At 62.8% G+C, this 24216-nt stretch carries 21 protein-coding genes; 11 read left to right on the plus strand and 10 right to left on the minus strand.

Annotation, left to right across the window (positions count from 1 at the left end; genetic code table 11):
- Nucleotides 1-4 precede the first annotated feature (4 nt).
- Genes G3T16_RS20805 through G3T16_RS00750 form a run of 3 tightly spaced genes read left to right on the plus strand, consistent with a single transcriptional unit; the run spans nucleotide 5 to nucleotide 1634 of the window.
- Entirely contained in the window at nucleotides 5-301 is a 297-nt protein-coding gene (locus tag G3T16_RS20805) for a hypothetical protein (protein WP_197911813.1), read from the plus strand.
- A complete protein-coding gene (locus G3T16_RS20810; protein WP_197911814.1) occupies nucleotides 280-522 on the plus strand; it encodes a hypothetical protein in 243 nt (80 codons plus the stop codon). Before G3T16_RS20805 ends, G3T16_RS20810 begins: the two co-directional genes overlap by 22 nt.
- The gene (locus G3T16_RS00750) at nucleotides 519-1634 is read left to right on the plus strand and encodes an ABC transporter ATP-binding protein (protein ID WP_163493408.1); all 1116 of its coding nucleotides are present in this window, start codon (nucleotides 519-521) and stop codon (nucleotides 1632-1634) included. Before G3T16_RS20810 ends, G3T16_RS00750 begins: the two co-directional genes overlap by 4 nt.
- On the opposite strand, the gene G3T16_RS00755 is transcribed toward G3T16_RS00750, so the two are convergent.
- The gene (locus tag G3T16_RS00755; RefSeq protein WP_163493409.1) at nucleotides 1635-1946 is read right to left on the minus strand and encodes an antibiotic biosynthesis monooxygenase family protein; all 312 of its coding nucleotides are present in this window, start codon (nucleotides 1944-1946) and stop codon (nucleotides 1635-1637) included.
- Nucleotides 1947-2264: 318 nt separating this feature from the next.
- On the opposite strand from G3T16_RS00755, the gene dusA reads away from it, so the two are divergent.
- The 3 genes from dusA to G3T16_RS00770 are packed head-to-tail and all read left to right on the plus strand — an operon-like array spanning nucleotide 2265 to nucleotide 4646.
- Nucleotides 2265-3227, plus strand: a complete 963-nt coding sequence (dusA, locus tag G3T16_RS00760) for a tRNA dihydrouridine(20/20a) synthase DusA (protein WP_456298657.1) — start codon at nucleotides 2265-2267, stop codon at nucleotides 3225-3227.
- 25 nt (nucleotides 3228-3252) lie between these two features.
- Complete coding sequence (gene tal / locus G3T16_RS00765; protein WP_163493411.1) at nucleotides 3253-4206, plus strand: transaldolase; 954 nt, start codon at nucleotides 3253-3255, stop codon at nucleotides 4204-4206.
- A complete protein-coding gene (locus G3T16_RS00770) occupies nucleotides 4203-4646 on the plus strand; it encodes a tellurite resistance TerB family protein (RefSeq protein ID WP_163493412.1) in 444 nt (147 codons plus the stop codon). Before tal ends, G3T16_RS00770 begins: the two co-directional genes overlap by 4 nt.
- Before the next feature lie 213 nt (nucleotides 4647-4859).
- Here the strand turns inward: G3T16_RS00770 and G3T16_RS00775 are convergent, their stop codons facing one another.
- From G3T16_RS00775 to G3T16_RS00810, 8 genes are all read right to left on the minus strand, one after another.
- On the minus strand, nucleotides 4860-5342 hold the full coding sequence (locus G3T16_RS00775) for an STAS domain-containing protein (protein ID WP_163493413.1): 483 nt from the start codon (nucleotides 5340-5342) through the stop codon (nucleotides 4860-4862).
- A 4-nt stretch (nucleotides 5343-5346) separates the two neighbouring features.
- Nucleotides 5347-6531, minus strand: coding sequence for a PP2C family protein-serine/threonine phosphatase (locus G3T16_RS00780; protein WP_232059203.1), 1185 nt, complete (start codon nucleotides 6529-6531; stop codon nucleotides 5347-5349).
- Between the two features lie 124 nt (nucleotides 6532-6655).
- Nucleotides 6656-7375 (minus strand): MlaA family lipoprotein, encoded by a 720-nt coding sequence (locus G3T16_RS00785; RefSeq protein ID WP_163493414.1) that lies wholly within the window; start codon nucleotides 7373-7375, stop codon nucleotides 6656-6658.
- A gap of 82 nt (nucleotides 7376-7457) precedes the next feature.
- Nucleotides 7458-8198 carry an HvfC family RiPP maturation protein gene (locus G3T16_RS00790; RefSeq protein ID WP_232059204.1) on the minus strand — a complete coding sequence of 247 codons (741 nt, stop codon included), beginning with the start codon at nucleotides 8196-8198 and terminating at the stop codon, nucleotides 7458-7460.
- On the minus strand, nucleotides 8191-9051 hold the full coding sequence (locus G3T16_RS00795; protein WP_163493415.1) for an HvfB family MNIO-type RiPP peptide maturase: 861 nt from the start codon (nucleotides 9049-9051) through the stop codon (nucleotides 8191-8193). Before G3T16_RS00795 ends, G3T16_RS00790 begins: the two co-directional genes overlap by 8 nt.
- Nucleotides 9051-9377 (minus strand): HvfA family oxazolone/thioamide-modified RiPP metallophore, encoded by a 327-nt coding sequence (locus tag G3T16_RS00800; protein WP_163493416.1) that lies wholly within the window; start codon nucleotides 9375-9377, stop codon nucleotides 9051-9053. The genes G3T16_RS00795 and G3T16_RS00800 overlap by 1 nt, the downstream gene beginning before the upstream one ends.
- Nucleotides 9378-9545: 168 nt before the next feature.
- Nucleotides 9546-13322, minus strand: a complete 3777-nt coding sequence (gene hrpA, locus G3T16_RS00805; protein WP_232059205.1) for an ATP-dependent RNA helicase HrpA — start codon at nucleotides 13320-13322, stop codon at nucleotides 9546-9548.
- Nucleotides 13319-15007 carry an AMP-binding protein gene (locus G3T16_RS00810; protein WP_163493417.1) on the minus strand — a complete coding sequence of 563 codons (1689 nt, stop codon included), beginning with the start codon at nucleotides 15005-15007 and terminating at the stop codon, nucleotides 13319-13321. The genes hrpA and G3T16_RS00810 overlap by 4 nt, the downstream gene beginning before the upstream one ends.
- Nucleotides 15008-15224: 217 nt before the next feature.
- Here G3T16_RS00810 and G3T16_RS00815 point away from each other — a divergent pair, with 217 nt between their 5' ends.
- The gene (locus tag G3T16_RS00815; RefSeq protein ID WP_163493418.1) at nucleotides 15225-15692 is read left to right on the plus strand and encodes a MaoC/PaaZ C-terminal domain-containing protein; all 468 of its coding nucleotides are present in this window, start codon (nucleotides 15225-15227) and stop codon (nucleotides 15690-15692) included.
- Between the two features lie 47 nt (nucleotides 15693-15739).
- Nucleotides 15740-17581, plus strand: coding sequence for a DUF885 domain-containing protein (locus G3T16_RS00820; RefSeq protein ID WP_163493419.1), 1842 nt, complete (start codon nucleotides 15740-15742; stop codon nucleotides 17579-17581).
- A 40-nt stretch (nucleotides 17582-17621) separates the two neighbouring features.
- Here the strand turns inward: G3T16_RS00820 and G3T16_RS00825 are convergent, their stop codons facing one another.
- The gene (locus tag G3T16_RS00825; RefSeq protein ID WP_163493420.1) at nucleotides 17622-18128 is read right to left on the minus strand and encodes a hypothetical protein; all 507 of its coding nucleotides are present in this window, start codon (nucleotides 18126-18128) and stop codon (nucleotides 17622-17624) included.
- Between the two features lie 215 nt (nucleotides 18129-18343).
- On the opposite strand from G3T16_RS00825, the gene mnmC reads away from it, so the two are divergent.
- Genes mnmC through G3T16_RS00840 form a run of 3 tightly spaced genes read left to right on the plus strand, consistent with a single transcriptional unit; the run spans nucleotide 18344 to nucleotide 24149 of the window.
- Nucleotides 18344-20365: a bifunctional tRNA (5-methylaminomethyl-2-thiouridine)(34)-methyltransferase MnmD/FAD-dependent 5-carboxymethylaminomethyl-2-thiouridine(34) oxidoreductase MnmC gene (gene mnmC, locus G3T16_RS00830; protein ID WP_163493421.1), complete on the plus strand. Its 2022-nt coding sequence runs from the start codon at nucleotides 18344-18346 to the stop codon at nucleotides 20363-20365.
- Nucleotides 20362-21144, plus strand: a complete 783-nt coding sequence (locus G3T16_RS00835; RefSeq protein WP_163493422.1) for a glutaminyl-peptide cyclotransferase — start codon at nucleotides 20362-20364, stop codon at nucleotides 21142-21144. Before mnmC ends, G3T16_RS00835 begins: the two co-directional genes overlap by 4 nt.
- A gap of 50 nt (nucleotides 21145-21194) precedes the next feature.
- On the plus strand, nucleotides 21195-24149 hold the full coding sequence (locus tag G3T16_RS00840; protein WP_163493423.1) for an insulinase family protein: 2955 nt from the start codon (nucleotides 21195-21197) through the stop codon (nucleotides 24147-24149).
- Nucleotides 24150-24216 lie beyond the last annotated feature (67 nt).

Here is a 24216-nt window from a genome sequence, read left to right on the forward strand (position 1 = left end):
TGCCGTGCCCGGCACTGTTATCGCTGTCGGGGTGCTGATCCCTTTTGCCTGGTTCGACAATACGCTGGACAGCCTGCTGCGGCAGCACTTTGGCTTCTCGTCCGGCCTGTTCCTGAGCGGCACCCTGGCCGCGCTGGTATTTGCCTATGTGGTACGTTTTCTGTCGGTTTCGCTGCAATCAGTCGAAGCGGGGCTGGCCCGCATTCGTCCGGGGATCGATGAGTCGGCCCGCTCGCTGGGGCACCGGCCGCTGGGGTACTGCGGCGCATTCACCTGCCAATGCTGCGCGGCAGTGTACTGACGGCGCTGCTGCTGGTGTTTGTGGACGTACTCAAGGAGCTTCCCACCACGCTGATCCTGCGCCCCTTCAATTTCAATACCCTGGCCGTGCGGGCGCATGAACTGGCCTCGGACGAGCGGCTGGCAGAAGCGTCGTTGCCGGCGCTGGCTATCGTGCTGATCGGCCTGCTGCCTGTTATCCTGATCACCCGCGGCATGCCCCGAGGATCGGAACAACCATGAGCAGCCAGCTCGAACTGCGGCAGGTATCAGTACACTACGGCGGATTCGCCGCCGTCAGCGACGTGTCGCTGACCCTGGAGCGCGGTCAGATAGGCTGTTTGCTGGGGCCTTCCGGCTGTGGCAAAACCACGCTGCTGCGGGCTATCGCGGGTTTCCAGGCGATTTCCAGCGGCGGTATTTTCCTGCGCGGCGAGGCCATCAGCACGCCCCAGCGGCAGCTGCCGCCGGAACAGCGCAAGGTAGGGATGGTGTTCCAGGACTTCGCCCTGTTCCCGCACTTGAACGTGCGCCATAACATCGGTTTCGGGCTGGCCCACCTGTCCCGTGCCGAGCGCCGGCGACGCGTGGACGAAATGCTGCGCCTGGTCGCTTTGGGCGACTGCGCCGGAGCCTGGCCCCACGAACTGTCGGGCGGGCAACAGCAGCGGGTCGCGCTGGCGCGGGCATTGGCGCCCAGCCCTGCAATTCTGCTGCTGGATGAGCCCTTTTCCAGCCTGGATAGCGAATTGCGGACCCAGCTGGCCGCTGAAGTGCGCGAGTTGCTGACGCGCAATGGTGTTACTGCCATCCTGGTCACCCACGACCAGCACGAGGCCTTCGCGATGGCTGACAGTATTGCCCTGTTGCAACACGGTCGCGTCGCCCAGTCGGATACCCCCTACAACCTCTACCACAATCCCGGCAATGAGTTTGTCGCCGAGTTCATCGGCCAGGGCTCCATGATCTCCGTCACGGTCAATGCGGCCGGTGAACTGAACGATGGCCTGGGCATCATCGATCGCGGCCACCCCCACTGGCAGCCCGGAGAAACACTGCGTCTGCTGGTGCGACCCGACGACATAGAATATGAAGACGGCAGCGAAGTACAGCTGAAGGTGGTGAGCAAGGCCTTCCGTGGCGCCAGCTATTTCTACGAGCTGCTGCTGCCGGATGGCCAGCATGTTCCGTGCCTGACCCCCAGCCATGTGGATATCCCGCGCGGCGGGCTGCTGCCGGTGCGTTTCAACCTGCAGCATGTCGTGGTATTCGAGCGCAGTAACGGTGCCGGGCAAACCTCGGACCATCCTGCCGCCGATACCGGTGCCGAGAGGATGTATCAGGGCACGGGCTGATCAGTCAGGAGGCAACACCTCCCACTCCGGCTCTTCAAACTCGCCGATGGGGGTAATCGTCACGTGGGGTGCCGCCTCGGCGATAATGGCCGCCACCTCCTCGGGGGCATTGCCCTCCATCTCGTCGCGGGCCGCCTTGCTGTCCCAGGTTGCAATGGCCAGCAGACGCTCCGGGTCACCGATCCTGCGGTGCAGGCGGGTACCCCTGGCGCCCGGCGCCCGCTGGATGATGGCACTGGCCCGCCTCCAGACATCGGCGTACTGTTCGGCACTGTAGCCCGGTTTGAGGTAGACCTCGAAGATGTAGTGCATTGCTGTTCTCCATATCCGTCCCGTCTTGCGCGGCAACTGTCGGCCTCGCCACCCGGCCGTTGCCGGGCAGTTCTCTTGTCGAGTATAGCCAAATTGCCTGTCCGCGGTTGCTCCGGGCGCAAAGCTCCCGACCTGCGCCGACTGTCAACAACGATCATGGAATCGGGTATACTGACGACCGGTACCGGCGCTGTCCGGGCCCCATACCACCCCCTGCCACCCAGAACCTCCGGATTGCCAGTGCAACAGACGCAGTACACCACGGCCGACGCCCCATGCCCCGATAAAGAAAGTCCCTGGCGCTTCTGCGTGGCCCCTATGATGAACTGGTCGGATCGCCACTGCCGTTACTTCTGGCGTCTGCTCAGTGCACGGGCGCGGCTGTACACTGAAATGGTCACCACCGGGGCCCTGATCCACGGCGACCGCGAGCGTTTCATGCGCTTCGATTCGCAAGAACAACCGCTGGCCCTGCAGCTTGGGGGCAGCGACCCGGGTGAACTGGCACGCTGTGCGCAATGGGCCGAGCGCCGAGGGTACGATGAAGTCAATCTCAACTGCGGCTGCCCCTCGGACCGGGTTCAGTCAGGGATGTTCGGTGCCTGCCTGATGGCCAGACCAGCCCTGGTGGCCGAGTGCGTTGCGGCCATGCGCGAGGCCTGCCAAATACCGGTTACCGTCAAGCACCGCATCGGCATCGATGCGATGGAATCCTACCAGGAGCTGGTCGATTTTGTCGGCACGGTCGCCGCGGCGGGATGCCGGGTGTTTATCGTCCATGCCCGCAAGGCCTGGCTGCGCGGCTTGTCTCCGCGGGAAAACCGCGAAGTGCCGCCACTCAATTATCCCTGGGTCTACCGGCTCAAGCAGGACTTCCCCGAACTTGTCATCGTGATCAATGGCGGGATCCAGAGCCTTGACAGTGCGGCAGCCCATCTGCTGCAGACCGATGGCGTGATGCTGGGCCGCGAAGCCTATCAGAATCCCTGGTTGCTGGCTGATGTGGACCGCCGGCTGTTCGCTCAGGCCAATCCGCTGGCCTCACGCCAACAGGCGATTGCGGACATGCTGCCCTATGCAGCCCAGCAGCAGTCCCTGGGCGTACCCATCAATCACATTACCCGCCATTTGCTGGGCCTGTACCAGGGGGTGCCGGGAGCACGACAGTTCCGCCGCCATATCAGCGAGCGGGCCCACCTTCCCGGCGCGGGCATCGAAGTGCTGGAACATGCGCAGCACTGCATAAGCGCAGCGGCCGTCCGCGCCCGCCCGGCTGCCTGATGACTGACACAGGAACCTCCCGACGATGAGCAACAAACTGCAGCAACTCAAGGCCATGACTGATGTGGTAGCCGACACCGGTGACATAGAGGCCATTCAGCGCTTTCAGCCGCAGGACGCCACCACCAATCCGTCGCTGCTGCTGAAAGCGGCCGCCCTGCCCCATTACGCCCGCCTGCTGCAGCAGGCACGGGACTGGGCCCGCAAACGGGGAGGCAGCGACGCTGAGCAACTGGCCAATTGCTGCGACCGCTTTGCCGTCGATGTGGGGTGCGAAATTCTCGCGCTGATACCCGGCCGGATTTCCACCGAGGTCGATGCCCGCCTCTCCTTCGACAGCCCGGCCACCGTAGCCCGCGCCCACAAGCTGATCAGCCTGTACGAAGACAGCGGTATCAGCCGGGAACGTATTCTGATCAAGGTAGCAGCCACCTGGGAAGGTATCCGCGCCGCACAGCAACTGGAGCACGAGGGGATCAACTGCAACCTCACCCTGTTGTTTGGATTCACCCAGGCCGCGGCCTGCGCCGATGCCGGCGTTTTTCTCATTTCTCCCTTTGTGGGCCGTATCCTGGACTGGCATCTGGCCAATACCAAGCTGCAGGTGACCAGACCGGAAGATGATCCGGGGGTGCAGTCGGTCAGGCGCATTTACCAGTATTACAAGCAACACGACTACGCCACGGTGGTAATGGGTGCAAGTTTTCGCAATACCGGGGAAATCGAGGCACTGGCAGGCTGCGACCGCCTCACCATCAGTCCCGCGCTGCTGGAATCGCTGGCCGGGGACGACGGTGAGCTGCCGCGCCAGCTGAGCCCCAGCGCTACCGGTACCGCGGAACCCCAGCTGCAGCTCGACGAGCCGGTATTCCGCCTGCAGCTCAACGACGACGCGATGGCCACCGAAAAGCTTGCCGAGGGCATCCGCAACTTCATCGCCGACCAGCTCAAGCTGGAACAACTGATCAGCCAGTCATGATCAACGCACTGAAATCACTGTTTAGCGCACCTCCGGCAGAATCGCCCGAAGCGTTGGAACACCGCCTGCGGCTGGCCACCGCGGCCCTGCTGATCGAGACCGCGCGGGCGGACTTTTACCAGGACGCCGAGGAAGAGGCCGCGCTTGAAACCCTGCTTTGCGACAGTCTGGCACTGTCACGAACGGAAATTCAGGAACTGGTACAGCAGGCCTCGAAGCGGGTTGACCACGCCACGTCCCTGTATGAATTCACCCGACTCATCAATGACCACTACAGCCCGGCGCAGAAGCTGCAATTGATCGACGCGATGTGGCGGGTAGCCTACGCGGACGGCAGGCTGGACAAGTACGAGGAGCACCTGATCCGGCAGGTAGCGGAGCTGACCTACGTGCCCCACCCCGACTACATCCGCAGCAAGCTCGGGGCCAAACCGGACTAAACATGAACCACGTCTACTTTGGCTCATCCTCGGTGTCAGGTCGGCGTCCTGGGAGAGTGCTTTCGAGACCGTATGCGACATGGATGTCGCATCCGAGCCTCCATGGACGGATTCACGGCGTGTCTCGAAAGCACTCTCCCAGGATGTCGACCGAGCTACGAAGTCCCAATACCCTGCAGTAAACGCCATTCAATCAAACATGATTTCGGCGCGTCAGTTGCGCTCCAGGGCCACCATCAGATCGCGGAAGCGGGCGCGGTTTTCATCGCTGAGGCTCATCAGCACCCTGTGCGCCTCGATGACCTTGTCTTTCACCGCCTGCTCACTGCCCTGTACGATCGGAACACTGCGGACTTCCGCCGGGTCGGTGCAGATATTCTCGTGCAGCTCGAACAGCCGCTGGAACCCCATGCTCTTGATCAACCGGGTAATGCCGGGGTTGCAGGAATAGATCGCCGGCGAGAAGCCGTAGCGCGCCCGCACTTCCAGCGCGAGCTTCGCCAGCAGCCCGAGGGTAGTGCTGTCTATCCCCTCGGCGTCGCAGAGATCCACCCAGACACTGGCAAAGTCGGGTCGGTCCAGCATCCGGTGGAAGTAGTCATCAATCGTAGTGCACAGGGTCAGGCGCACGTCGCCTGTCATGCGGATAACGTAGGCACCGTCCTGGCTGGCAGCGAGAATACGACCTTCTTCCATTTCCTCAATCCCGCTTGCTGATGAACAGCGCAGCAATATCGTCGGGGGCGGTTTCGACATGATCCAGTCCGAGTCGGGTGACCAGCTGTTCCGGTGAATCGGCGGACTCCTCAAATACGTTCAGAAAGTATCTCTCCTTCTCGATCAGGTTCTGCGGCGGCAGAATCTCCAGAATGCCATCCGAGAACAGCGCGAGCATGAAGCGCTCGGGCAGATCAATCAGGTGCTCCTCGTAGACCACGTCCTCCATGATCCCTACCGCGGAGCCCTCGCCGCGCAGGTAACGGGCGCCCTCGGCCGATACCAGCACCGGCTGGGGCAGATGACCGGCCACACTGTAGCGCAGAGTGTTATCCACTGTATCCAGCAGGCCCACAACCATGGTGGCATACTTGCCCACGGCCAGATCCAGCAATTCCTTGTTGGCCCGTTTCAACATTGCCACCGGACTCATAATGGTGGCATCGTCCCGCCGCAGAAAATCCGAGCGCTTGCGTGCAAACAGGTTTTTCAGCAATACCGTGGTAAAGGCCGAGGAGCTGCCGTGACCGGATACGTCGGCCATGAAAAAGGTCACATGGCGTCCGCCCACGGTGAAGTAGTCAGTAAAGTCACCGCTCAGATACAGTGAGGGAATCACGGTGTGGCTGAACACATATCGGTCCAGCAGCATGGGGCTGGCCGGCAGCATCCGCAACTGGACCTGCCGTCCGGCCTGCTGGTCCTGTTCCAGCATCTTGATTGTGCCACGCAATTCTGTGTTCGCCAGTTCCAGACGCTGGCGGGATTCCTGCAGTTCCCGCCGCAGCTGGCGTTGCCGCACGCAGCGTTCGATCGATTTCAGCAGTGCCTCGCGATCCTCGATCGGCCGCACGAAAAAGTCACTGGCGCCCAGACGCAGCGCGGTCATCATTTTGTCCACTTCCGCCTTGTCGCTGATGATGATGGCGGGGATCTGCAAATTGAGGTCTCGCAGTGCGTGGCGGGCCTCTATCCAGGACACATCATCCAGATCCAGTTCGCAGAGAATAACGTCCAGCTCGCTGTTGTTCTGCAGCGAATGGTAGGCCTGAGTGACGTCGCCGATCACTTCAGTGTGGTAGCCGGCCTCGGCGATTGTCTCTGCCAACGCCGCCGCGCGGGAGGCGTTATCGTCGATGACCAGCACATAGCCGTTGGAATCCATCATGTTGGACTTTGGAGGGCAAATTCGCCTCGACACTACGCTGTTGGCAGGCGCCGGGCAACCACTATGCACCCGCTTTGGGGACCATTTCACAGTTTTGGTTGGTGTCTGCAACACGGCGAAATACTCAGAAGTCTTCGTCCCAGTCATCCTCACCAAAATCGGAGAAACTGTCGTCGACTTCGCCGTCGCTGACCAGCGCCCGGCGGCGCTGCAGGTAGGCATCGCGGATAAAAATGTAGCGGTCACCTGAAATCAGGTCCTCGCTCCGCAGCAGGCGGGCCCGGGTGTTGACAATATCCAGCGCCAGCAGTGTGTTGCGAGTGGCGGCATCATCGACATTGACCTCCACCGATGTGAAGGAATCGAACACCGAGCCGGTACCGCTGCGCACCGTGCGTGAGCCCAGCACCGGCACCACCAGGTAAGGCCCCTGGGGCAGGCCCCAGATCGCCAGGGTGTGGCCAAAGTCCGTGCGGTAGCGTTCCACCCCCATCGGCGTCGCGACATCAAACAAGCCCAGCATGCCAATCGTGGAATTCAACAGAAAACGCCCACCAGCCCTGGCCAGCCCCCCTGGCCGCCCCTGCAACAGAGCATTCACCGCTGCGTTGGCGTCACGCAGGTTGGCAAATACGTTGGTGACTCCCTGCTCGGCGACGTCCGGCATCACGAACTGATAGCCCTTTGCGGTAGGCTTCAGCACGTAGCGGTCCAGCCGGTCATTGAACTCGAAAATCGGCCGGTTGATCGCCTCAAAGGGATCTGTTCCGGAATCCTCCTGAGCGTAAGCGGGCGCTGTCGCGAGGACACCAAACAGTAACAGAAGGGAACGCCAGTGGGTCATGATACAGCCATCTTCCAGATCGGTAAAAAATTCGCGAAATAGTACGCTTCTGTAGTTGCAGGGGCAACTGATGATGTCGCGGTCAGGAATACAGAACTACTGAGCGCTGGACAAAATCACTTAATTGTGCGGCACCAAAGTCGTTCAGCTCCCGCGGGTCCCGGTCCAGTTCCGTGGCCAGTTGCTGCAGCAAATCAGCGCCGCTGTGGACCTCGTTGTCACGGGTCAGTTCGAGCAGGCGCGCGGTGGCGGCGTTGATCTCCATAAACCGTACAGTCTCTCCAAGATCACGATAGACCGTCAGGAACGTCGGTTCCGTCGCTATCGCCGGCTGGAACCCCGGCCCGATCCGATGTACCGGATATCTGTAGGACAACACCCAGGCCAGAGGCGACAGGCGCGGGATACCGGTCAATGGGTCGCGGTCAGCACCGGTGGCGGGCGGCAACTGCTCCTCGGCCACATCCAGTGCCAGTTCCACCCACTCGTAATGGGCCAGCTCCGCAATGAACGGTGGATCGGCAGCATCGCATCGCGGACGCTGCAACAGAAACTGCACAAACTCCTGGCTGATCTCCAGGAAATACGGCGTGTGGCAGCGATGACCGTCAATGAATTCGCGCACCAGCGCATGCCATTGGGAGGTCTGGTAGAGACTGCGCAGCACCGGAAAGCCGTTGCTGATGAAACCTTCGATATTGTTGTACACCAGGTCCCGGTATATTTTCAGGCGCCGTGCCTCCACATTGGCAGGCGGCGGCACGGATTCGGGATTGCGTAAATACCGCGCCATTTCCAGCTGACTCTGGCGCAGCTCAGGCACTGGCCTGCTCCGGCCAGTTGCCGGCCTCTCGCAGTTCGCCCTGCATGGCCCGGATACGATCCGTCTCCTGCAACAGCTGCGGCAGCGGGGGGATATTGAAATCGCGCTCCAGCAAGGTCGGCAGCGGCCCCAGCAGCTCATAGGCATCGTCCAACAACGACCAGACCGGATCGATCACATCGGCGCCGTGAGTGTCCACCTTCAGGTCCGGAGCTTCGTCAAAATGCCCTGCCACATGGATATAACGTACCCGCTCCAGTGGCAGTGAACGCAGGAATTCGCGCGGGTCATAGCCGTGGTTGATACTGTTGACGTAGACATTGTTGACATCCAACAGCAACTCGCAACCCGAAGCCTCTACCACCGCCCGGATAAACTCGGCCTCGCTCAGTTCGCGATGGGGCTGGGCATAATAGGAGGCATTTTCCAGCGCCACAGGTGCACCGATAATATCCTGCACCAGGCGAAGCCGCTCCACCACATGGGCGACAGCCTCTTCGGTAAAGGGGATCGGCAGCAGGTCGTACAGGTGTCCTTCTGCGGCGCAGTACGTCAGGTGCTCACTGTAAATGCCGACATCGAACTCCCGCATCAGGTCGCGAACTGCAGCTACCAGCTCGCGGTCAACCGGGTCCGGCCCGCCGATGTCCAGTGACAGACCGTGAAATACCAGCGGGCAGCGTTGCACCAGCTCGCGGAACTGACGGCCGTAGCGGCCACCCACCCCGATCCAGTTCTCCGGCGCCACCTCGAAGAAATCGACCGATCCCTGGTCGGCGGCCAAAAGCGGGCCCAACAGGGCCCGCCGCAGACCGAGCCCCGCTCCCTGGAGCCCGGATGGTGTTTCAGGCATCAGGCCCCGCCGCACGTGCCCTCGGCGTCTTTCTTCTCGCCACACTTGCCTTCACCACACTTGCCTTCGCCGTGCTTCTCACCATCCTTCTCGCCGCACTTACCCTCGCCGCATTTACCTTCACCGTCCTTGTCGCCTTTTGCTTCACCACACTTGCCTTCGCCACACTTGCCTTCCTTGTGCTTGTCATAGTTGGCGAGATCGTAACCACCGCTCAGCTGCGCAGCGGAAAAAGGATTGTTGTCGGCGGCAGCCAGGGGGGCAACCGAGCTTGCGAGAAAGGCTGCGCCAAAAGCGAGAGCCAGAGGTTTTTTTGTTTGAGCCATTGTTAGCGTCCTGTTTTTGGAGAAATGGATAACACCGCCCCGGCACACATGGCGAACCGCTGCCAACACCCACCGGAATCAGCTAAGACCCAGTATCAACCCTGAAGTTTCCTGTCGCCCGTCTACCCTTTGGTAATTTTTCACAAAACCGGCGAGTCAGGCCTCGGGTCAATGCGGATTGGTCCGCAGCCAGGCCGCAACCCGCTCCCACTGCTCCCGCAGGCGTTTTTCAGAAACCGGCACACGCGTACCCAGGTTCTGGGCGAACAGGGACACCCGGAACTCCTCCAGCATCCAGCGGTACTGCTGCGCCGCCTCGCAGCGCAGCAACAACCCGGCGCGTTGCTCACAGGCATCCAGCAGTGGCTCGGACAGCCGCTGCAGCATTTCGGTGTGCCCCACATCCCGCTCCAGCTGGCCGTTGAGACGCTCCAGCCGCAACCGCAATGCCTTCATGTAGCGGGGTAACTGGGCCAGCCATTGGGCCGGACTGTCGCGCTGGAATCCCGGCTGCCACAACGCAGCCAGTTGCTGTTTCACATCCGCCAGTGGTACAGCCCAGGCCGGGTCCGCGTAGCGCGCCAGCAGCGGCTGCAGCTCCGCCAGCGGCCGCAATGCATTGAGCAGGTTGCCCTCCAGCTCCCCGGCGCGTTCAACCACGCCCTCGCACTGCTGCAACGCTTCATTGAAGGCCGCCTCGGTATAGGGCAACGACGCCTCCCCGACTGCACTCGCACCCGACAGCTGCAGAAAGGCCGCATCGATCATGTCGTCCACCAGTTGGGACCGCTGTTGCCCCGCGCCGGCCAGCAGCAGGCTGGTTTCGTTTCCCTGTAACAGTTGCTTGCGCAGGTACTTCACCTGTTGCCGGCGCTGCAGCTGCAGCAGGCGCAACACACCCAGACGGTGCTGCAACCATGCCAGGCCAGGATAGTCGCTGAGCTCGATTGCCACCGACTCCCCGTGATCCACCAGTGCCGGCCAGGACACGATGTCGACGCCGGCCTGACGAAAACGCCATTCCCGCGGTAGCGTGCCCAGATCCCATCCAGTGATATCCTGCCGCGCCGGACTGCGGGCCGGCGCCGCGGTGGCGATGGTGTCGCGGGTGTCACTGCGAAATGCCTCGATCAGGGCATCCAGGTCGCGTCCCTGGGTCAGCAAACGACCATTCGCATCCACCACGCGGATGTTCATCCGGTAAAAAGGGTCCAATTTGTCCCGTGCCCAGTCCCCCGCCTGCAGGGACACTCCGCCCAGGCGGGTCAGCTGTGCAGCCAGCGCGGCGTAAAGATCGATATTATCCGGTTCCAGCGCGGCCAGGGCACGATCGACATAGTCGGGTACCGGCACCAGTTGTTTGCGCTTGCTTTTCGGCAGGCTCTTGACCAACTGGATACACTTGTCACGCAGCAGCCCCGGCACCAGCCAGTCAAACCGGAACCGCGGTACCCGGTTGAGCAGGCCCACCGGAACCGTGACCGATACCCCGTCGCCAACCTGGCCCGGCTCGAACTGGTAGCTGAGGCGGTAGTCCACATCCTCCCAGCGCAGCCGGTCCGGAAACTGCTGCTCCAGTCCGGCGCCCGGATCACGCGCCAGCAGCAACTCCCGCGGCACCCGCAACTCGCGGTCGGCGGCTGGCTCGGTGGCCAGCCAGGTCCGCAACTGCTCCGCCGTGGTCAGGTTCGCCGGCAGGCGCTCATCATAGAAGCCAAACAGGACCTGCTCATCCGCGAGCAGATCGCGGCGCCGCACCCGCGCCTCCATATCCTCCAGCTCCCTCAGCAAACGCTGGTTGTGCTTGAGAAAGGCGGGATGCCGGGGCAGGCGCGCACCGATCAGGCCCTCCCGGATCAGCAGTTCGCGTGCCTCCACGGGATTGATCGGGCCGTAGTGGACCGGGCGCCGATCGGCGACCACCAGGCCGTACAGGGTCACCCTTTCCCAGGCCATTGCCCGACCCTTGCGCGCCTCCCAGCGCGGTTCGTAGTAGTGGTATTTCAACAGCGCAGGGTTGGTATCCAGCACCCAGGCGGGCTCGATACTGCCGACACCCCGGGCGAATATCCGCGAAGTTTCGACGATTTCCGCGGCCACCAGCCACTTCGGTCGCTGCCGTCCCAAGGCCGAACCGGGAAAGATCTGCAGCTTGCGATTGCGGCTGCCCAGATAGTCCCGGTCCTCCAGGTGCTGGGCAATATTGGACAGCAGACCGGCCAGCAGGGCCCGGTGGATGCCCTCGTAGGGAAGCTCCTCCGCTGCCGTTGCTCCGGGCCCGCTGCCGGCCGGCAGGCCCAGTTGACGGCAGGCAATACGCAGCTGGGCATGCAGGTCGCGCCATTCACGCAGCCGCAGAAAGGACAGGAATTCGCGCTGGCAGAGTTTGCGCAACTGGCTCTGACTCAGATTCTGGCGCTGCTCCTCGTAGTACTGCCACAGGGCCAGCCAGGCCATGAAATCCGAGCGCGGGTGCCGGAAGCGGGCATGCATCTGGTCTGCCTGTTGTTGTTTGTCGGCCGGTCGCTCCCGCGGATCCTGGATCGCCAGCGCGGCGGCGATGACCAGAATCTCGTCCAGACAGCCAAACTGGCGGCCCGCCAATACCATGCGCGCCAGCCGTGGGTCCACCGGCAGGCGCGCCATCTGTTTGCCAGTGCCGGTGAGCTTGCCCCGGGCGCTGACCGCGCCCAGCTCCTCCAGCAGCTTGTAGCCGTCGCGCACCATGCGCGGGTCCGGTGGATTGATGAACGGGAAACGCTGCACCTCCCCCAGGCCGAGCTGCAACATCTGCAGGATCACCGCAGCCAGGCTGGTACGCAGTATCTCGGGATCGGTGAATTCGGGCCGCGCCAGAAAGTCAGCCTCGGAGTACAAGCGGATACAGACTCCTGGACCCAGGCGACCGCAGCGCCCCTGGCGCTGATTGGCGCTGGCGCGGGAAATGGCCTCGATGGGCAGGCGCTGGACCTTGGTGCGGAAACTGTAGCGGCTGATGCGTGCCTCGCCCGGGTCGATCACAAAGCGGATACCGGGCACCGTGACCGAGGTTTCCGCCACATTGGTTGCCAACACCACCCGCAGCCCGCGGCGCCGCGACAAGTCGAAAACCCGGCTCTGCTCCGCCTGGCTCAGGCGCGCATACAGAGGCAATACTTCGAGACGGTCATTGTGCCGCAGCTGTTTTGCCAGTTCGCGAATATCGCGTTCGCCGGAGAGAAACACCAACACATCGCCACGGGCCCCGAACTGGCCAGTCTCTATCGCATCCACCAGCTCGACGATCTGTTGCTGCAATCCAAGATCCCGATCCTCAGCCGGATCGATATACAGCGTTTCCACCGGATAACTGCGGCCCGATACCTCAATGATCGGAGCATCGGAAAAATGGCGGGAAAAGCTGTGCACGTCAATCGTGGCCGAGGTAATGATCAGCTTCAGGTCGGGCCGCTGCGGTAACAGCTGGTGCAGATAACCCAGCAGGAAGTCGATATTGAGGCTGCGCTCGTGCGCCTCGTCGATGATCAGCGTGTCGTACTGGCGCAGAAGCCGGTCCCTGCGAATTTCCGCGAGCAGGATGCCATCGGTCATCAACTTGATTGCCGAGGCCTCCGATACGCTGTCGTTGAAGCGCACCTGATAGCCCACCAATTCGCCCAGCGGCGTATTCAGCTCCTGGGCAATGCGCTGGGCCACACTGCGCGCCGCCAACCGGCGGGGCTGGGTATGGCCGATACGGGCCTCACGCCCACGACCCAGCTGCAGGCAGATCTTGGGGATCTGGGTGGTCTTGCCCGAACCTGTCTCACCGGCGATGATCACGACCTGGTGCTGGTCTATCGCCCGCGCAATATCCTCCCGCCGCTGCACCACCGGCAGCTCTGCGGGAAATTGGATATCAGGTATGGAACGGTTGTCGGTCACGTCTCTCTGGATTGCGGTCACGCCTGGTCGCGAAGCTCCCGGCGCAGAATCTTGCCGACATTGGTCTTGGGCAGTTCGGTGCGAAACTCGACCTGGCGCGGCACCTTGTAGGCAGCCAGGCTGCGGCGGCAAAAATCCTTCACCTCGTCTGCCGTCAGTTTTCCGGAGGCGCTGACCACGAACATCTTGATCGCTTCACCGGCAGTCTCATCCGGAATGCCCACCGCCGCGCATTCCAGCACATCCTCGTGCTCATAAAGCACGTCTTCGATCTCATTGGGGTAGACATTGAAGCCGGACACCAGAATCATGTCTTTCTTGCGATCGACGATCTGCAGGTAACCGTCCTCGCGGATGATCGCGATATCGCCGGTACGGAACCAGCCTTCGGCATCCAATGCCGCAGCGGTTTCCTCGGGTCGCTGCCAGTAGCCCTGCATGACTTGTGGCCCGCGCACGCAGAGCTCGCCAGGCTCACCCACCGGCAGCTCCCGATCCTGCTCATCCACGACCTTGACAGCGGTGCCCGGCAGCGGCAGCCCGATGGTGCCGAGAATCCTGCGAGTTCCCGGATTGGCCGAAACCACCGGCGAGGTTTCGGTAAGCCCATAGCCTTCCGAAATGCCACAGCCCGTCACCTTCTCCCAGTGATGCGCCGCCGCGTGGCTCAACGCCATGCCCCCGGACATGGTGACCTTGAGAGCAGAAAAATCCAGCTTCCGGAAGGCCGCGTTATTGCACAGGGCGACAAACAGTGTGTTGAGGCCAAAGAAAATGGCCGGCCGATACCTGGCCATGGCTTTCACCACCGAAGACAGGTCACGCGGATTGGGCACCAGTACCATGTGCTTGCCGTTGACCATGGAATAAATGCAGGTCATGAAAGCGTAGATGTGATAGACGGGCAAGGGTTGCAGCAGGGTGCAATCCTCCGGTCCCAACGGCTGGGTGACCATGAAATCATCCACCTGCAGGACGTTTGCAACCAGGTTGCTGTGGGACAGCATTGCCCCCTTGGCGATGCCGGTGGTGCCGCCGGTGTACTGCAGCATCGCCAGCCCGTCCCGGGGGGCTGGCACACGCCTGGCAGGCTGGCGCGCGCCCAGCTTCAGGGCCCTGTTGAGACCGATGGCGCCGGGTATCTCGAAGGCCGGCACCATGCGCTTGACATAGCGGGCGACGCTGTTTATCAGCCAGCGCCGGAGCGGCGGGTGCAGGTCTGCCAACTCGGTCACCAGCACCTTTTCCACACTGGTGCGCGGCAGCACCGCGGCCGCGGTGGAGGCCACATTGGCCAGCACCACCAGTGCCTTGACGCCGGCATCATTCAGCTGGTGCTCGAGTTCGCGCTCGCTGTAGAGCGGATTGGTATTGACCACCACAAGACCCGCCCGCAGGGCGCCGAGAACAACGACCGGGTATTGCAGCAGATTGGGCAGCTGCACCGCGATACGATCGCCCGGCTGCAAATCCGAGGCATGCTGAATCCAGCTCGCGAACTGATTGGAGAGACGGTCGAGGTTCCGGAAGCTGAGGGTGTGGCCCAGGCTGCTAAAAGCTGCCTCGTCAGGGTGTTCGCTGAAGGCGTGCTCCGCCATGTGCACCAGGTTGTCAAAGCGACCGAGATCCACACCGGGGTCGATACCCAGCTCCCGGTACGCCGCATCTATATGATGCTGTACTTGCTCCGCATTGGAATCCGGCATCTGCTCTCCTCACTTTTAGGCCAGAATCTGTTACCTCGCCACACACCCGATACTGCTGCGAGTTGGCTTGCCGGCTGCCACGCAAAATCACCCGACAGCAGTATCAGTGTACTGCACCTCTGCCTTCTGCGCATGCCATCGGCAGCTGCAGTCCCGATGGCCCGCGCGCGGGCCCTTCCGGTATGATGCCCCCGGACCCATCGCAGAGAGCAATACCATGGCCACCGTGCACAACCATACCTTCGACGAAATCAGTCTCGGCCAGACGGCCACCGTGACCCACGACGTGACCCAGAGGGATATCCGCTTGTTCGCCGCCGCCTCGGGGGATCTCAACCCCCTGCATCTGGACCCGGATTATGCAGCAGGCACAGTATTCGGCGAATGTATCGCCCACGGGATGTTTACCGGCGCACTGATTTCCGCTGCGCTGGCAATGCAACTGCCAGGCCCCGGCACTGTCTACCTGGGCCAGTCGCTGAAGTTCCGCCTGCCTGTCAAGGTGGGCGACCGCCTGACGATCATCCTCGAAGTCACGGCCAAGGAAGCTCGTCGCCGGCAGGTCACCCTGGATTGCCGGGTCAGCAATCAGGCCGGCAAGCTGGTGGCCAGCGGCACCGCCGAGGTGATGGCTCCGGCAATCCGGGAAACGGTGACATTACCGGAACTTGGGCTGGACAATTGACCGCCAGCTGCCACACTTTGGCCTCATCGAACAGCGGACAGACCGTCATGCCAGTTACCCGTATATCCCGCCCTGCCCGTAGCCTGTATGCCTGCCTGGTGCTGGCCTGGCTGGTTCATGCCAGCTCTGCGCTTGCCGGCGATGCACGGGCCGCAACCGATGAACTGCATGCCTGGCTGGACGGCCAGTACGAAGAGGAACTGCAGTTCTCGCCCATCGAGCTCACTACGCTCGGCCGGCACGAGCTGTACGATCAGATTGATGATTTCAGCGAGGCAGCCGACCAGCGTTTCCTGGCCTGGTTTCGCAACAGCGTACAGCAGTTGCGGCAACGCTTTGACCCGGATACGTTGAGCCTGGAAGGGCAGCTGTCGCGGGATTTCTGGATCTACCGGCTTCAGCGCCTGGAACAGGCCGATGCCTTCCGGCGCCAGCAGTATATCTTCACTCAGGTAAGTACGCCTCATACCAATTTGCCCAAACTGCTGATCAACTATCACCAGGTGGACAGCCCGCAGGATATGGAGGCCTATATCAGCCGCCTGCACGGCATCGGGAGGGCACTGCGGCAATTGCTGGAGCGGGCCAGGGCGGCAGCTGTCGATGACATCCGGCCACCGCGTTTTGCCTACGATACCGTGATCGAACAGGCCAACGGCATCATCACGGGGGCACCGTTCACCGACAGTGGCGATGATTCCGCGCTGTGGGCTGACCTCACCGCCAAGCTCACAGCTCTGGAGCAGGCCGGCGACATTGGCCGGGAAACTGCCACAGAGCTGCAGCAGCGGGCCCGGGAGGCGCTGCTCGGAGACTTCCGGGAGGCCTACCAGGAACTGGTCAGCTGGTTGCGCCAGGACCGTACCCACGCCGCCGCAGAAGCGCTGGGCGTGCACGCACTACCCGCAGGCGAGGCCTACTACGCCGAGCGGTTGCAATACAATACCACGCTGGACATGAAGGCTGACCGGATTCACCGGTTGGGGCTGGAGGAAGTGGCAAGGATCAGACAGCAGATGGGAGCCATCATGGACCAGGTGGGCTTCGAGGGCACGCTGGATGACTTCTTCGACTTTGTCCGCACCGATGAGCAATTCTATTATCCCGACACCGACGAGGGCCGCCAGGCCTTCATCACCGAAACCGAGCAGTACCTGGACCGCATCGAGGCACAGCTGCCACGGTACTTTGGTGTGCTGCCGAAGGCGCCATTGCGGGTGAAACGGGTGGAAGCCTTCCGCGAGCGAGCGGGCGGCTCGGCGTTTTATGAAGAAGGTACCGCCGACGGCAGTCGGCCGGGCGTATATTACATGCACTTGTCGGACATGAACGCCAACAATCGCAGCGACCTGCAGACCACGGCCTACCACGAAGGCAGCCCCGGCCACCACATGCAGCTCTCCATCGCGCTGGAGAGTACCACCCTGCCGATGTTTCGCCGCCATGTCTGGTATTCCGCCTACGGCGAAGGCTGGGCCTTGTATGCGGAACGGGTCGCCGGGGAAATGGGGCTATACGACAATCCCTACAATGATTTTGGCCGCCTCAGCGCCGAGATTTTCCGGGCCATCCGGCTGGTCGTGGACACCGGCATGCATGCCAGGGGCTGGAGCGAAGAGCGCGCAGTAGAATACATGATGGCCAACTCACCCATTCCCGAACCCTCGGCGCGCTCTGAAATACGCCGCTATCTGGTGTGGCCCGGCCAGGCCGTATCCTACAAGATAGGCATGCAGAAACTGCTGGAACTCAGGGAATCGGCGCGCCGGCAGCTGGGGGAGGACTTCGACATACGCGGCTTCCACGACACCGTCCTGGCTGGCGGCAGCCTGCCGCTGAGTCTCCTGGAGCGCCGGGTCGATGCCTGGATCGCCCGGCAACAATCCTGAGCCAAGGTGCGCGGCACTGGAACGTCGCTGAGGTCCGCCCTCAGCCGGGCGGCGTTTCCGGCTCGGCATCGGTGGTGGGGGCGAACTGGTCGGGGTCCAGATATTGCAAACGCAGCTCGATTGCTCCCCTGGCCGGCGTGGAATCGGCGCCCAACACCATGACGCAGGGTTGCCCGTCCTCATAGGTCACGGCGGTAACCCCGAAAATCATCACGTCCGGATTGTGTTCGGCCGTGAATACCGTAACGTCGCGCTTCTCTCTCAGAGCCTCGCTCAGTTGCGCCACCAGTTGAACCAGACTGGCACGAAAGCCGCCAAAGTTGAGTTTGCCGCGATACTCGCTGTGGTCCAGCGCGATCTCAAAGCGCACCTGGGACTTGTCTTCCATTTGCACATTGGTCAGATGCACCGATTTTCCCGCCAGCATGTCCCGAAACACGTTTTTCGCCTCGGTGCGGCGCGATTCCAGGAAGGCCTTGTACAAAAGATTGACGGACATGACCAGGAACTTTTCCCTGGGCACCGTCTGGGACTGGTATTGAGCCATGACGACCTCGCTTTCAACAGGCTGGCAAGTCTACTGCCTGCGGCGCGTGAAGGCCAGCGGCTGGCCAATGGCCAGGAGACGATGACGGCAGCGGCTGATCCCGGGATACTACCGGCCGCCCGCCTTTGCTATTCTCCCCGCTTTCCACTCACAGACGGCACTCTCCCATTGCCAACCAGCCCTCCACAATTCGCCCCCATGCTTAATTTACGCCGATGAATCGCAGCAATGAACCATTGCAGGCCCTGGTGCCGGCCGAGTTGGACTGGGGCGATGACGGCAACCCGGTGTCGACCCGGTTCGGGGATATTTATTTTTCCCGCGACAACGGCCTGGCCGAGAGCCGGCATGTCTTCCTGGCCGGGAACGAACTGCCCCGGCGGTGGCGTGAGCACGGGAGCACGGACTTCACAATCGCCGAAACCGGCTTTGGCAGCGGTCTGAACTTTCTGGTGACCTGGCAGGCCTGGCGCGCATACCGCCAGCAGTGCCACTCCGGAGCCCGGCGTCTGCACTATGTGTCGATAGAGAAATTTCCGCTCGCGCGTGACGACCTGCAGCGCATCCACACCCCTTGGCCGTCACTGGCCGGCTTGTGCCAGGAGTTGCTGGCCCGGTATCCGCCGCCGTTGCCGGGGCCCCACCGATTGCTGTTGGAGCACGGCGAGCTGACGCTGGACCTGTGGTGGGGTGATATCGGGCAGGTTTTGCCGGACTGGCTGTACCGGCGCCGCGCACTGGTGGACGCATGGTACCTGGATGGCTTTGCCCCGGCGCGCAACGCAGCCATGTGGCAGGCCGGGTTATGGCCCCAGGTCGCGGCGTTGAGCAGGCCCGGAGCCACCGTGGCTACCTTCACCGCGGCCGGGGCGGTGCGCAGGAACCTGGCCGCCGCAGGTTTCAAGGTACTCAAGACCGCCGGTTTCGGGCGCAAGCGTGAACAGCTTTGCGCCGCGCTGGAGAAGCCGGTGGCAATGCCGGCGCCAGCCGGCACCGCGTGGGACATCCCCCGGTCGTGCCTGCCAAGACCGCAGGAGCTGCTGGTAATCGGGGGCGGTCTCGCCGGGTGCCACACCGCCGCCGCCTGCGCCCGGCGCGGCATTCGGGTCACATTGCTGGAACGAGAGGGGATCGCCTCGGCGGCATCGGGCAATGCACAGGGTATTTTGTATACCCGCCTGTCACACCGGCATTCGCCCGCCACCGACTTCGCGCTGGCCAGCTATGGTTTTGCGGCGAGACTTTATCGCCAGATGCTGGAACACGGCGAGCTGCAGCAGGGGCAGCAGGGCGAGCTCTGCGGCTGCCTGCAACAGGTGACTGACAGCAGCGAACTGGCCCGTATGCGACCGGTGCTGGAGTCGCTTGCAAGCCTGGCCCGGGTGGTGGACCCCGTCACCGCCTCCCGACTGGTGGGGGTGAACCAGCCCTGCGCCGGCTACTGGCTGCCGGAAGCGGGCTGGATCCAGCCCGCCGCGCTGTGCCGGGCGTTGCTGCAACATCCGCTGATCACGGTGCTGGCACAGTCTGGCCCGGTGCAGCTGGGTCGCGAGGCCGGCAGCTGGGTGGCGAGCGCGGCTGGCGAGCCACTGGCGCGCGCCAGCCACGCAGTCGTTGCCGCAGGCCAGCACAGCGCTGCATTCCATGGACTGGACTGGCTGCCACTGCGGATGATCCGCGGCCAGACCACCCAGCTGCCACCGGATCCGGTGCGGGCCAGGCTGCGGGCCGTGCTCTGCCACAGCGGCTATATTGCGCCGGCCAATGCCGCTGGCCAGTGCGTCGGCGCCACCTTTGGCCTGGATGATCCGGACCCGGCACCACGCACCGCGGACCAGAGTCACAACCTGCAGGCCCTCGCCAAAGCCCTGCCCGACTGGGAAACACAATTGGCGGAGCTGGACCGCGGCGCCCTGCCCGCCCGCGTGGCCTGGCGCTGTGCCAGCCCCGATTATCTGCCCCTGGTGGGGCCAGTGCCGGACCGGGAGGCCTTTGTCCGCGACTACGGTGCGCTGCGCGACAATGCCCGCCAGGCGATTGCCGTGGCTGGAAGCTGTGTTCCCGGGCTGTACCTCAACACCGGGCATGGCTCGCGGGGTCTCACCTCCACCGCCCTGGCCGCGGAATTGCTTGCCGGACAGATCTGCGATGAGCCGCTGCCACTGGAACCCGAGCTGGTACGAGCGCTTGCGCCGGCGCGTTTTCTGATACGGGACCTGAGGAGAAACCGCCTGTGAGACAACTATTGCTGCCCTGCTGCCTGTTGCTGGCGCTGATCAGCCATACGGTCGCGGCGCTGGAGGAATACAGCTACCGGGTCCTCGAACAGCAACCGCAACCGCGCGACCACTATGTTCAGGGCCTGCAGATCGTCGGTGGTATGCTCTATGTCAGCACCGGCCGCTACGGTCAGTCCCGGTTGCTGCAGTACCGCCTGAGTGATGGCGAACTGATACAGCAGCGGCGCCTGCATCCGCGTCTGTTTGGCGAAGGGCTGACCGTACTGGGCGAGCGGGTCTACCAGCTGACCTGGCGGGCCCGACGGATGCTGGTCTACCGCCGGGCCGAACTCCAGCTGGAAACGACGTTCACCATTCCCGGCGAAGGCTGGGGCCTGACCGACAATGGCCGAGAGCTGATCTACACCGATGGTGGCCACCACCTGCACTTCCTCGATCCCGCGGACGGCCGGCCACTACGCAGTATCGCGGTGACCGAACACGGCCTACCACTACCGCGACTGAATGAGCTGGAGTGGATCGATGGCAAGGTTTGGGCCAATATCTGGCAACGCGACCGGATCGTGATAATCGACCCGGTGACCGGCGAGGTCGAAGCAAGTATCGACCTGCGCGGACTGTTACCGCTGCCGGAACGCCGGCCAGATACCGATGTGCTCAATGGCATCGCCCGCAACCCCGCCGATGGCTCTGTCTGGGTCACCGGCAAGAACTGGCCCTGGCGCTACCGTATTGAACTGGTACCGAAGCCGGCAACCGCCGCCGAATCGCGTTAGACTGGCACTGTCCGTTACACTGTCGCTTCCTGTTATCACACGAGAGAGCCATGACCCAAACCAGCCCCGCCCGGCCAGCCAGCCAGAACACGTTCGAATTGCTGCGCAGTCAGGAGATCGAGACATTGCAGTTGCGCATCGAGCAATACCAGCATCGGCGCACCGGCGCCATGCACTATCATCTCGCCGCCGACAGCGAGGAAAACGTGTTCCTGGTCGCACTGCGCACCGTGCCCAGGAACTCCACCGGCGTTGCCCACATCCTGGAGCATACTGCATTGTGCGGCAGCGAACGCTACCCAGTGCGGGACCCGTTTTTCATGATGCTGCGGCGCTCCCTCAACACCTTCATGAACGCCTTTACCAGCAGCGACTGGACCGCCTACCCCTTCGCCAGCCAGAACCGCAAGGACTTCGCGAACCTGCTGGACGTCTACCTGGATGCGGTATTTTTCTCACGCCTGGATCCGCTGGACTTTGCCCAGGAAGGCCACCGGGTGGAATTCTCCGAACCCGGCAATCCCGACAGCGAGCTGGTGTTCAAGGGGGTGGTCTTCAATGAAATGAAGGGCGCGATGAGCTCTGTGAACAGCACCCTGTGGCAGACTCTGTGCGAACATGTCTTCCCTACCAACACCTATCACTACAACAGTGGCGGTGATCCAGAGCACATACCGGACCTCAGCTATGAGGAGCTGCTGGCCTTCTACCGCAGTCACTACCACCCCAGCAATGCGATCTTCATGACCTTCGGCGACATCCCCGCAAGCGAACACCAGGCGGTGTTTGAGCAGCGCGCGCTGACGCGATTCGAACGGCTGCCGGAACGCATCGAGGTGGCGCTGGAACAGCGCCTGCCGGAGCCGCTGCGGGTGCAGCGGCCCTATGCGCTGGACGAAGAGGGAGACACCGCTCGCAAAACCCATATCGTGATCGGCTGGCTGCTGGGCGAGAGCACTGACCTGGAAGCGATGCTGGAAGCCCAGCTGCTGGCCAGTGTGCTGCTGGACAATAGCGCCTCGCCACTGATGCATGCGTTGGAGACCACCACGCTGGGGCAGTCGCCATCACCACTGTGCGGGCTGGAGGACTCCCAGCGTGAGATGGTGTTCAGCTGCGGCATCGCCGGCAGTGAGGCGGACTGCGTTGAGGCACTGGAGCAACTGGTCCTGGGAGTGATTCGCCGGGTGGCTGATGAGGGCGTTCCAGCCGAGCAGCTGGCGGCTGTTCTGCACCAGCTGGAACTGCAACAGCGCGAAATAAGCGGCGGTGGCTTTCCCTATGGTCTGCAGCTGATTCTGCAGGCACTGGGCCCGGCCACTCACTATGCCGATCCCGTCGCGGTGCTGGACCTGGATCCAGTACTTGCGCGGCTGCAGCAGAATATCAGCGACCCCGACTATATCAAGGATCTGGCGCAGCGCATTCTGCTGGATAACCCCCACCGCGTCACTCTGGTCATGACCCCTGATACCGAACTCTCCAGCCGCCGGCTGGCGGCTGAAACCCGGCGCCTGGCGGCAATCAAGGCCGGCATGGATGACGCTGCCAAACAGGCGGTGATCGCGCTGGCCGAACAACTGGAAGCCCGCCAACAGCGCGTGGACGACATGAGCATACTGCCCAAGGTCACCCTGAAGGATGTGCCCACCAGCCTGCCGGAACACAAGTATACCGAACAGGAACGCAACGGAGTTCGTCTCAGCAGCTACAGCCAGGGCACCAACGGCCTGGTCTACCAGCAACTTGTCACTCCCTTGCCTTTATTGTCGGAGACCCAGCTGCCCCTGCTGCCTCTGTACACGCAAGTACTTACCGAAGTGGGCCTGGGTGACCAGGATTACCTGGCGGTACAGCACCGGCAGGCCGCCACGGTGGGCGGAATCAGCGCGTCCACCGCAATGCGCGGCGCAGTCGATGACGAGCAGACCCTGCAGGCCTGCTTTGCGCTGTCCTCCCAGGCGCTGGCGCGCAATGTCTCCGGGCAGATCGCGCTGATGCAGGACAACCTGCTGCGAGTGCGGTTCGACGAACCGGGTCGGCTGCGGGAGCTGATCAGTCAGCAGCGGGCACGGCGGGAACAGTCTGTGACCGGCAGTGGCCACGGCCTGGCCATGACCGCAGCCAGTGCCGGCATGAGCCCGCTGGCGCGACTGCAACACGAGTTGACCGGGCTGGAGGGACTGCGCCAGCTGAAAGCACTGGACGACGGGCTCGCCAGCGACAGCGGGCTGCAGCAGTTCACTGCCGGCCTGCAGTCCATTCACGATGCTGTAATCCAGATGCCGCGTCAGCTGCTGGCGATCGCCGACGAACATGCGATCGAGGCGGCCTCGGAACAGTCGCTCTCGGCATGGAGTGGCATAGCCGCATCAGCCGGCACCGGAGCCAGTTTCCAGGCCCAGCCAATCCGTCAGCCGCGCCGTGAATTCTGGCTGGCAAATACCCAGGTCAACTTCTGCGCCCGGGCCTATCCCACCGTGCCGGTGGGCCATCCCGATGCGGCCGCCCTGACGGTACTGGGCGGATTCCTGCGCAACGGTTTCCTGCACCGCAGCATCCGCGAACAGGGCGGTGCCTACGGCGGCGGCGCCAGCCAGGACTCTGGTATCGCGGCCTTCCGTTTCTTTTCCTATCGCGACCCGCGGCTGCTGGATACGCTGCAGGATTTCGACCAGTCGATTGCCTGGATGCTGGAGAACAAGCATGAACAGGCGAGCCTGGAGGAGGCAGTCCTGGGGGTGATTGGAAGCATGGACAAACCCGGCTCGCCAGCCGGCGAGGCCAAACAGCATTTCTACAACCGCCTGTTCGGCCGCAGCCACCAGCACCGGGAGCAGTTCCGGCGCGCCATTTTGGCAGTCAGTCTGGAGGATTTGCGCCGGGTTACCGAGCTTTACCTGGATCCAGCCCGGGCCAGCACGGCGGTGGTCAGCAACCGCAAACAGCTGGAGGCGCTGGGTACAGCGGTCAATGAACTGGGCCTCATGGTCCAGCAGCTCTGATGAGCCATGTGCTCCATACCGGAAAAGGCCGGGTACACGAGCGTACCCGGCCGAACCAGAGATCGCT

It is taken from the genome of Kineobactrum salinum (genome assembly GCF_010669285.1).
GTDB classification, from domain to species: domain Bacteria; phylum Pseudomonadota; class Gammaproteobacteria; order Pseudomonadales; family Halieaceae; genus Kineobactrum; species Kineobactrum salinum.

What these genes read in the sequence shown, in the direction of transcription:
- G3T16_RS00795 (WP_163493415.1), bottom strand. Translation starts at nt 9,051, where the DNA reads ATGCCTGAAACACCATCCGGGCTCCAGGGAGCGGGGCTCGGTCTGCGG.
- G3T16_RS00750 (WP_163493408.1), top strand. Translation starts at nt 519, where the DNA reads ATGAGCAGCCAGCTCGAACTGCGGCAGGTATCAGTACACTACGGCGGA.
- G3T16_RS00810 (WP_163493417.1), bottom strand. Translation starts at nt 15,007, where the DNA reads ATGCCGGATTCCAATGCGGAGCAAGTACAGCATCATATAGATGCGGCG.
- G3T16_RS00840 (WP_163493423.1), top strand. Translation starts at nt 21,195, where the DNA reads ATGACCCAAACCAGCCCCGCCCGGCCAGCCAGCCAGAACACGTTCGAA.
- tal (WP_163493411.1), top strand. Translation starts at nt 3,253, where the DNA reads ATGAGCAACAAACTGCAGCAACTCAAGGCCATGACTGATGTGGTAGCC.
- G3T16_RS00820 (WP_163493419.1), top strand. Translation starts at nt 15,740, where the DNA reads ATGCCAGTTACCCGTATATCCCGCCCTGCCCGTAGCCTGTATGCCTGC.
- G3T16_RS00755 (WP_163493409.1), bottom strand. Translation starts at nt 1,946, where the DNA reads ATGCACTACATCTTCGAGGTCTACCTCAAACCGGGCTACAGTGCCGAA.
- G3T16_RS00785 (WP_163493414.1), bottom strand. Translation starts at nt 7,375, where the DNA reads ATGACCCACTGGCGTTCCCTTCTGTTACTGTTTGGTGTCCTCGCGACA.
- G3T16_RS00770 (WP_163493412.1), top strand. Translation starts at nt 4,203, where the DNA reads ATGATCAACGCACTGAAATCACTGTTTAGCGCACCTCCGGCAGAATCG.
- G3T16_RS00815 (WP_163493418.1), top strand. Translation starts at nt 15,225, where the DNA reads ATGGCCACCGTGCACAACCATACCTTCGACGAAATCAGTCTCGGCCAG.
- mnmC (WP_163493421.1), top strand. Translation starts at nt 18,344, where the DNA reads ATGAATCGCAGCAATGAACCATTGCAGGCCCTGGTGCCGGCCGAGTTG.
- G3T16_RS00800 (WP_163493416.1), bottom strand. Translation starts at nt 9,377, where the DNA reads ATGGCTCAAACAAAAAAACCTCTGGCTCTCGCTTTTGGCGCAGCCTTT.
- G3T16_RS00775 (WP_163493413.1), bottom strand. Translation starts at nt 5,342, where the DNA reads ATGGAAGAAGGTCGTATTCTCGCTGCCAGCCAGGACGGTGCCTACGTT.
- G3T16_RS00780 (WP_232059203.1), bottom strand. Translation starts at nt 6,531, where the DNA reads ATGATGGATTCCAACGGCTATGTGCTGGTCATCGACGATAACGCCTCC.
- G3T16_RS20810 (WP_197911814.1), top strand. Translation starts at nt 280, where the DNA reads ATGCTGCGCGGCAGTGTACTGACGGCGCTGCTGCTGGTGTTTGTGGAC.
- dusA (WP_456298657.1), top strand. Translation starts at nt 2,265, where the DNA reads ATGATGAACTGGTCGGATCGCCACTGCCGTTACTTCTGGCGTCTGCTC.
- G3T16_RS00825 (WP_163493420.1), bottom strand. Translation starts at nt 18,128, where the DNA reads ATGGCTCAATACCAGTCCCAGACGGTGCCCAGGGAAAAGTTCCTGGTC.